Below are 7,153 nucleotides of genomic sequence, written 5' to 3'. Positions count from 1 at the left end.
TCCGCCAGATCGAGTCCAAGACCATGTCTAAGCTACGTCACCCCTCACGTAGCCAGGTTCTGCGCGACTACCTAGACTAAAACTGAACACAATGAGTAAGGGCGCGGGTCACCATTCCGCGCCCTCTTGTTTGCTCGCGCGCTCGCAACCGGGCGCTCCATCTCGCGAACGTATCCGCCAGATCGAGTCCAAGACCATGTCTAAGCTACGTCACCCCTCACGTAGCCAGGTTCTGCGCGACTACCTAGACTAAAACTGAACACAATGAGTAAGGGCGCGGGTCACCATTCCGCGCCCTCTTATTTGCTCGCGCGCTCGCAACCGGGCGCTCCATCTCGCGAACGTATCCGCCAGATCGAGTCCAAGACCATGTCTAAGCTGCGTCACCCCTCACGTAGCCAGGTTCTGCGCGACTACCTAGACTAAAACTGAACACAATGAGTAAGGGCGCGGGTCACCATTCCGCGCCCTCTTATTTTGCCAGGATCGATCATGGACACCAACTACAAGGAGCCCCGCAACCCTAGGGTTGCGGGGCTCCTTGTATCAACAGTGGGGAGTTAGCTACTAAATACGGCCGGTCTGGTCGTCCCACTCAGTAGCAACTTCGCGCAACTGCTGCTCATTCTTGCGGGCATGGTGGCCGCAGAAAACCAGATCATTACCACTAGCAAAAACCACGCGTACATAGGCCTGCGCCCCACAGGCATCACAACGATCAAGGGCGCTCAGCTCGCGAGCTTCAAGAGTTGCACTCATTATTTACTCTCCTTCTCTGAACTTTTAGGGTATACCCCCATACAACCATTTAGCAGACCGCACTGCATCGGCTTTCGCTCAGGGCACTAAGCCACTCCGAGGCGACGTAAAACCCAGCTAGGTCTCTAAGCATCAGGGCATCAGCCGCATAATCCGAACATATGTACTAAACTAGAGAGTCGATAAGTCCGTCAGCCCCAAGGAGACCCCGTGGCCGCCAGCAACTACACCGCGAGTAACCTATCAGTCCTCGAAGGTCTTGAAGCCGTGCGTAAACGCCCCGGCATGTACATCGGCTCCACCGACTCTCGCGGGCTCATGCATTGCCTCTGGGAGATCATCGATAACTCCGTGGACGAAGCGCTGGCAGGGTACGGGCAGAACATCCAAATCATCCTGCATAAGGACGGCTCGGTAGAAGTACAAGATGACGGCCGAGGCGTGCCCACCGACATCGAACCGCGCACTGGTCTCTCAGGCGTTGAAGTGGTCTACACCAAGCTGCACGCTGGCGGTAAATTCGGCGGTGGCTCCTACACGGCTTCCGGCGGTTTGCACGGTGTAGGCGCATCAGTGGTTAACGCGCTGTCCTCCCGCCTAGATGTACACGTGGACCGCGGCGGTAAGACCTACCAGATGAGTTTTCGCCACGGCGTCCCTGGCATCTTTGACGATGGCCGCACCCCAAAACCTGATAATGCTTTCTCTACCGCAGGCGATCCTCTACAGGTCGTAGGTAAAGCTAAACGCGGTGTCACCGGAACCCGGGTGCGTTACTGGGCTGACCCCATGATTTTCACCCCGGATGCCAAATTCAGCTACGCTGACCTGACTGCTCGCGCCCGCCAGACTGCCTTTCTGATCCCGGGCCTGCGCATAGCTATCCGCGATGACCGCCGCCTACCCGGAACACCTGGTGAGAACGAAAGCTTTGAAGAGGTCTTCCAACACGATGGGGGGATTGGCGAGTTCGTTGAATACCTGGCCCACGATACCTCCGTGACCGACATCTGGCGCTTTACCGGCAGGGAAACCTTCACCGAAACGGTGCCCGTGCTCGATGGTAAAGGCCACTCCAAACTCACTGAAGTTGAGCGCGAATGCGAAGTCGATATTGCCCTGCGCTGGGGGATTGGCTATGAGACCACCCTGCGCACCTTCGTCAACATTATTGCCACCCCTAAGGGAGGTACCCACCAGACCGGCTTTGAACAGGGTCTGCTGAAGACCTTCCGTAAACACCTGACTGATAATGCCCGCAAATTCAAGGTGGGAGCCAACGAGAAAATTGAGAAGGACGACGTGCTGGCAGGCCTCACAGCCGTGCTGACCGTGCGACTGGCTGAACCACAGTTTGAAGGTCAGACCAAGGAAATTTTGGGCACCCCAGCTGTGCGCCAGATTGTTTCTCAGGTAGTTGCCAAGCAACTAGCGGACAAACTGAAAGCTACGGCGCGGGCCGATAAGACACAAGCCACCCAGCTTTCTGAAAAGGTGGTTGCTGAAATGAAATCCCGCGTCTCGGCACGGGTGCACAAGGAAACCCAGCGGCGCAAGAACGCGCTAGAGACCTCGTCTATGCCCACCAAACTGGTGGACTGCCGCACCACGGACGTCGAGAAGTCTGAACTTTTTATTGTGGAGGGCGACTCAGCGCTGGGAACAGCCCGTCTGGCGCGGTCATCCACCTACCAGGCGCTACTGCCCATTCGTGGCAAAATTCTGAACGTTCAGAAGGCCTCTATCACCGATATGCTGGCCAACACCGAATGCGCCGCCATTATTCAGGTCATTGGTGCCGGTTCAGGTCGAAGCTTTGACCTAGACTCCCGCCGTTATGACAAAATCGTGATGATGACCGACGCGGACGTAGATGGCGCCCACATTCGCACGCTTCTGCTGACCCTTTTCTACCGCTATATGCGACCCCTGGTTGAGGCAGGTAAGATCTACGCTGCTGTGCCGCCCTTGCACCGGGTTGAGGTAGTGCACCGCGGTAAGCCCAATGAAATGGTCTACACCTACACCGAACAAGAGTTACATCAGTTGCTGGCTAGCCTTGAAGCTGAGGGTAAGAGCTACAAAGAGCCCATCCAGCGCTACAAAGGCTTGGGTGAAATGGATGCAGATCAGCTGGCTGAAACCACCATGGACCCCCGCCACCGCATGCTCCGCCGGGTGCGGGTCTCAGATGCCGAGGCAGCTGAGCGTGCCTTTACCCTTTTGATGGGGTCAGAGGTCGCCCCCCGCAAGGACTTTATTATTCGTGGCGCCCACAAGCTCGATGCTGCTGCTATCGACGTTTAAGGACCTATTACTCGCTTCCTAAACACCGGGAGTCCAACCGGTAAGAGTTACGCAAGTCACTATATAATGTTGTCCATGACACCTTCAAAAAAGAATCCTGTTACGGTCACCGTTACCGGTGCTGCCGGTCAAATTGGTTACGCCTCGGTCTTTCGCGTTGCCGCCGGTGAGATGTTGGGAGCTGACACCCCAGTTCGCCTGCGACTCCTCGAAATCCCTCAAGGGCTCAACGGTGCCGAGGGGACCGCTATGGAACTGACCGACGGCGCCTTCCCGCTTTTGCAGTCGGTGGAGGTTACTGATGATCCCACTGTTGGGTTTGACGGTGCCAATGTCGCTTTGTTGATTGGCTCACGCCCCCGCACCAAGGGCATGGAACGCGCCGATTTACTGGAAGCCAACGGCGGTATTTTCTCGGTGCAGGGTAAGGCTATTAACGACTACGCGGCTGATGACGTGCGGGTGGCAGTGGTGGGGAACCCGGCCAATACCAACGCCCTCATTGCAGCCTCGCACGCACCAGACGTCCCGCTGGAGCGCTTTACCGCCCTGACCCGCTTGGATCACCACCGCGCTGTCGGCCAGCTAGCACTAGCAACCGGGGCAGCAGTGCAGAATATCGAAGGGGTCACTATCTGGGGTAACCACTCCGCCAGCCAGTACCCCGACCTCTTCCATGCCACGGTGGATGGGCGTGCGGCTCTTGATGTTTTAGCCGAAAAGGGTCTAGACCAGAGCTGGATTGAGGAAACCTTTATCCCCACGGTGGCTAATCGCGGTGCCGAAATCATCGCGGTGCGAGGCGGGTCATCAGTTGCTTCTGCCGCTCATGCAGCTTTGATGCACGTGCGCGATTGGACGCTGGGAACAGGGGAGCGGTGGACCTCCATGGCTGTCCCCTCGGACGGATCGTACGGGGTGCCTGAAGGTCTTATTAGCTCTTTCCCGGTGCGCTGTTCGGGAGGAAAATATGAGATTATTCACTCTTTTGAGCACTCAGATTTTTCGAGGAACAAGATTGCTACCTCGGTGACTGAGCTTGTTGACGAGCGTGAGGCTGTGGCCCAGCTGGGCTTACTAGGGCAGCGCTAACGCCTCTGACCTTGGGTTCTACCCGCACCTGTGAATGGGCAGGGAGACGCCTTAGTGGGATCCGCTGTGCACTTAAAGGTCACAGCGGGTCTTAGCGTTTGAGGCACCTTTAGTCACGCGTCAAATCCTGCTCTGACAGGGTGTAAGTGACCTTAAGTGATTCCCAATTTTGGGGGTGTACCATAGTTCAAAATCACCACAGCAAGGCCGGACTACCGGGAATCGGTAGCGCCGCTTGTTCACCCGTTCGCACTTCACAAGGACACCGATGGATCCCCTCGAAATTGCCCGATGGCAGTTTGGTATCACCACTGTCTACCACTTCATGATGGTCCCCCTCACCCTGGGGCTTGGCGCCGTTGTGACAGGTTTCTATATCGCCTACATCCGCACGCAAAAGCCTGAGTACAAGCGCATGACCAAGTTTTGGGGTAAGCTCTACCTCATTAACTTCATCATGGGCGTGGCCACCGGTCTAGTGCAGGAATTCCAGTTCGGTATGGCCTGGAGCGAGTACTCCCGCTTCGTAGGAGACGTATTCGGTGCCCCTCTTGCCATGGAAGGTCTTCTTGCCTTCTTCGTAGAATCTACCTTTTTGGGTCTCTGGATTTTTGGTTGGGACAAACTCAAACCCAAAATCCATGCAGCTTGCCTCTTCATGGCGGTTGCAGCATCCTGGCTCAGTGCCTACTTCATCATTGTGGCGAACTCCTGGATGCAACACCCCGTTGGCGTTGAGATGGTGGACGGACGCCCCGTCCTCAATGATGTCTGGGCTGTGCTGACAAACAACACTGCTATGGTTGCCTACCCCCACGCTCTGGCGGGTGCGGTGCAGGTCGCGGGTGGTTTCTTAGTGGGTATCGCCTGGTACAAGCTCTGGAAGCGGCGCCGCGATGGTGTAGATACTATCGGTGAGAACGGCAAAGTAGTCGTTGGCCAGCAGGTAGAAGGCGCACGTGATACCACTGACTTTACGGTCTGGTTCAAGTCCCTGCGTATTGGTGCAATTGTAGGTCTCATCGGCTTCTTGGGTACCGCCTTCACCGGCCATTCCCAGGCACAGCTCATGATAGAACAGCAGCCCATGAAAATGGCTGCAGCGGAGGCTGCCTGCCACGACGGCACAGGTTTTTCGGTCTTATCACTGTCTTCACCCGGAGCCCAGAACTGCGATGAGGTTCAAGCGATCCTTGAGATTCCCGGGCTCCTCTCCTTCCTTGCCTATGAGGACTTCACCACCAACGTCGCCGGCATCACCACTCTGATGCCTATCTACGAAGAAACCTACGGCACCCACCTGCCCGATGATCCCGAACTCTACGGCGAGCGCGCCGGTTCAGAAATCGACTATCTGCCGCTGATGGAGGTCACCTACTACGGTTTCCGCGGCATGATTACCCTGGGTGGGGTAAGTGCCCTGTCTTTCCTCTACGTTTTGTGGGTGACCCGCAAAAAGGGTGAGGGTACCGTGCCGGAAGCGAAGTGGATCTCTAACCTGGCTATAGCAGGTATTCTGGCACCCTTTGGCGCTAATATCCTAGGCTGGGTCTTCACTGAAATGGGCAGGCAACCTTTCGTGGTGGCTCCTAATCCGGATGGCAACCCCGCCATTCTGATGTTCACTGCAGCCGCGGTATCGCCCGGGGTTTCTGGTTTTGAGATCCTCTTCTCGCTGGTCTCCCTAGCCCTGGTATATGCCGCACTGATGGTGGTTGAAATTTACCTACTCGCAAAATACGTCAAGGCCGGGGTGGTAGCCGCCATGCCTGAACTGGTTGAAGACCCTCACCAGGATGACCACGATGACCACGATGACCACGATGACCGCGACGTTCTCGCGTTCGCTTACTAGAGAAGGGTAGAACAATGTTTGATCTATTTGCCGACCAACCTCTCTTGCCCACCATCTGGTTTGCCGTCGTTGGCTTTTTCTGGATTGGTTATATCATTCTGGACGGTTTTGATCTCGGGGTGGGTATGCTCATGAGTCGCCTTTTCGCTAAGAACGAGAAGGAACGCCGCCTACTGCTGAACACCATTGGCCCCGTGTGGGACGGTAACGAGGTGTGGCTGGTGACGGCCGGTGCCGCGACTTTTGCAGCCTTCCCGCTCTGGTACGCCTCGCTCTTCTCTGCCCTCTATATTCCGCTGACACTTACTCTGCTAGCCCTCATCTTCCGTGCAGTGGGTATTGAATACAGGGGCAAAAAGGACAGCGCTCGGTGGATTGCGGGCTGGAACCTAGCTATTTCTCTGGGCTCACTAGTGATTGCATTTATGATTGGTGCCCTGCTGGCCCTCACCAGCACCGGCCTTCCTCTCAACGCCAACGGAGACCGAGTGGGCGGCGCCTTTGCCTGGGCAACCCCCGCGGTACTGATGGGTGGTCTGGCAATGGTGGGGCTGTCCCTCGTCATGGGTTTGGCCTTCGTCGCCCTCAAGACCGACGGCGAGATACGCCACCGCGCCCGTACGCTGTTACTGAGGCTGTTGCCGCTGCTACTTCTACCGGTGACCGGTTGGGTTCTCTACTTGCAGTTCACCGCGGGTAAAGCCCTCTCTTGGGCCTTTACCGCAGTTGCGGCCATTGCTGCGGTCGGGGCCTGGACACTGCTTAAAGCCGGCTACGAGGGGAAGGGCTTTGCAGCCCTGGCCAGCTTCACGGTCTTGGGGATCAGCGCTATCTTCCTGGCGCTCTACCCCAACGTCCTGCCCTCAACCCTGAACGAAGCACATCACCTCACGATTTCCAGCGCATCAAGCTCTGACTACACCCTAACTGTCATGAGCTGGGTGGCTATCTTTGGGGTGCCGATTCTCCTCATCTACCAGAGCTGGACCTACTGGGTCTTCCGTCAGCGCCTGACCGTTGATCATATACCCACAGCCCATGATGTTACGGAGCTTGCTCGCAGAATCAGCAAGTAAGGCCGTGATTTTCTGAGAGACGGAAGGACGAGCTCCGGTTCGGCAGGCAGGTAGAGATACCACT

Annotated in this window: 5 protein-coding genes and 2 pseudogenes; 6 read left to right on the top strand and 1 reads right to left on the bottom strand. The window is 56.6% G+C overall.

All coding sequences use genetic code 11. The features are described 5' to 3' along the window. Positions 1-80 (top strand): annotated as a pseudogene (locus ABD982_RS06300) (RNA polymerase sigma factor); the annotation flags it as partial. Between the two features lie 80 nt (positions 81-160). Then, positions 161-253, top strand: a pseudogene (locus ABD982_RS11305) (RNA polymerase sigma factor); the annotation flags it as partial. A 314-nt stretch (positions 254-567) separates the two neighbouring features. Here ABD982_RS11305 and ABD982_RS06295 read toward each other — a convergent pair. After that, a complete protein-coding gene (locus ABD982_RS06295) occupies positions 568-759 on the bottom strand; it encodes a DUF7455 domain-containing protein (RefSeq protein WP_251379835.1) in 192 nt (63 codons plus the stop codon). Positions 760-969: 210 nt separating this feature from the next. Here ABD982_RS06295 and ABD982_RS06290 point away from each other — a divergent pair, with 210 nt between their 5' ends. The 4 genes from ABD982_RS06290 (at position 970) to cydB (ending at position 7,089) form a co-directional block, all read left to right on the top strand. Next, positions 970-3,066, top strand: coding sequence for a DNA gyrase/topoisomerase IV subunit B (locus ABD982_RS06290; RefSeq protein ID WP_345445654.1), 2,097 nt, complete (start codon positions 970-972; stop codon positions 3,064-3,066). Between the two features lie 66 nt (positions 3,067-3,132). After that, positions 3,133-4,158 carry a malate dehydrogenase gene (locus tag ABD982_RS06285; protein WP_425570021.1) on the top strand — a complete coding sequence of 342 codons (1,026 nt, stop codon included), beginning with the start codon at positions 3,133-3,135 and terminating at the stop codon, positions 4,156-4,158. A gap of 268 nt (positions 4,159-4,426) precedes the next feature. After that, on the top strand, positions 4,427-6,013 hold the full coding sequence (locus tag ABD982_RS06280; RefSeq protein ID WP_345445650.1) for a cytochrome ubiquinol oxidase subunit I: 1,587 nt from the start codon (positions 4,427-4,429) through the stop codon (positions 6,011-6,013). 14 nt (positions 6,014-6,027) lie between these two features. Continuing rightward, the gene (cydB, locus tag ABD982_RS06275; RefSeq protein WP_345445648.1) at positions 6,028-7,089 is read left to right on the top strand and encodes a cytochrome d ubiquinol oxidase subunit II; all 1,062 of its coding nucleotides are present in this window, start codon (positions 6,028-6,030) and stop codon (positions 7,087-7,089) included. Positions 7,090-7,153 lie beyond the last annotated feature (64 nt).

The sequence above is a fragment of the Rothia endophytica genome (assembly GCF_039543885.1).
Taxonomy (GTDB): Bacteria; Actinomycetota; Actinomycetes; order Actinomycetales; family Micrococcaceae; genus Rothia; species Rothia endophytica.
The sequence above is the reverse complement of the archived record's forward strand: the minus strand, read 5'-3'. Positions and strand labels throughout refer to the sequence as shown.

Coding starts and splice junctions, on each gene's coding strand:
- ABD982_RS06295 (WP_251379835.1), bottom strand. CDS start 759: ATGAGTGCAACTCTTGAAGCTCGCGAGCTGAGCGCCCTTGATCGTTGT.
- ABD982_RS06285 (WP_425570021.1), top strand. CDS start 3,133: ATGTTGTCCATGACACCTTCAAAAAAGAATCCTGTTACGGTCACCGTT.
- ABD982_RS06280 (WP_345445650.1), top strand. CDS start 4,427: ATGGATCCCCTCGAAATTGCCCGATGGCAGTTTGGTATCACCACTGTC.
- cydB (WP_345445648.1), top strand. CDS start 6,028: ATGTTTGATCTATTTGCCGACCAACCTCTCTTGCCCACCATCTGGTTT.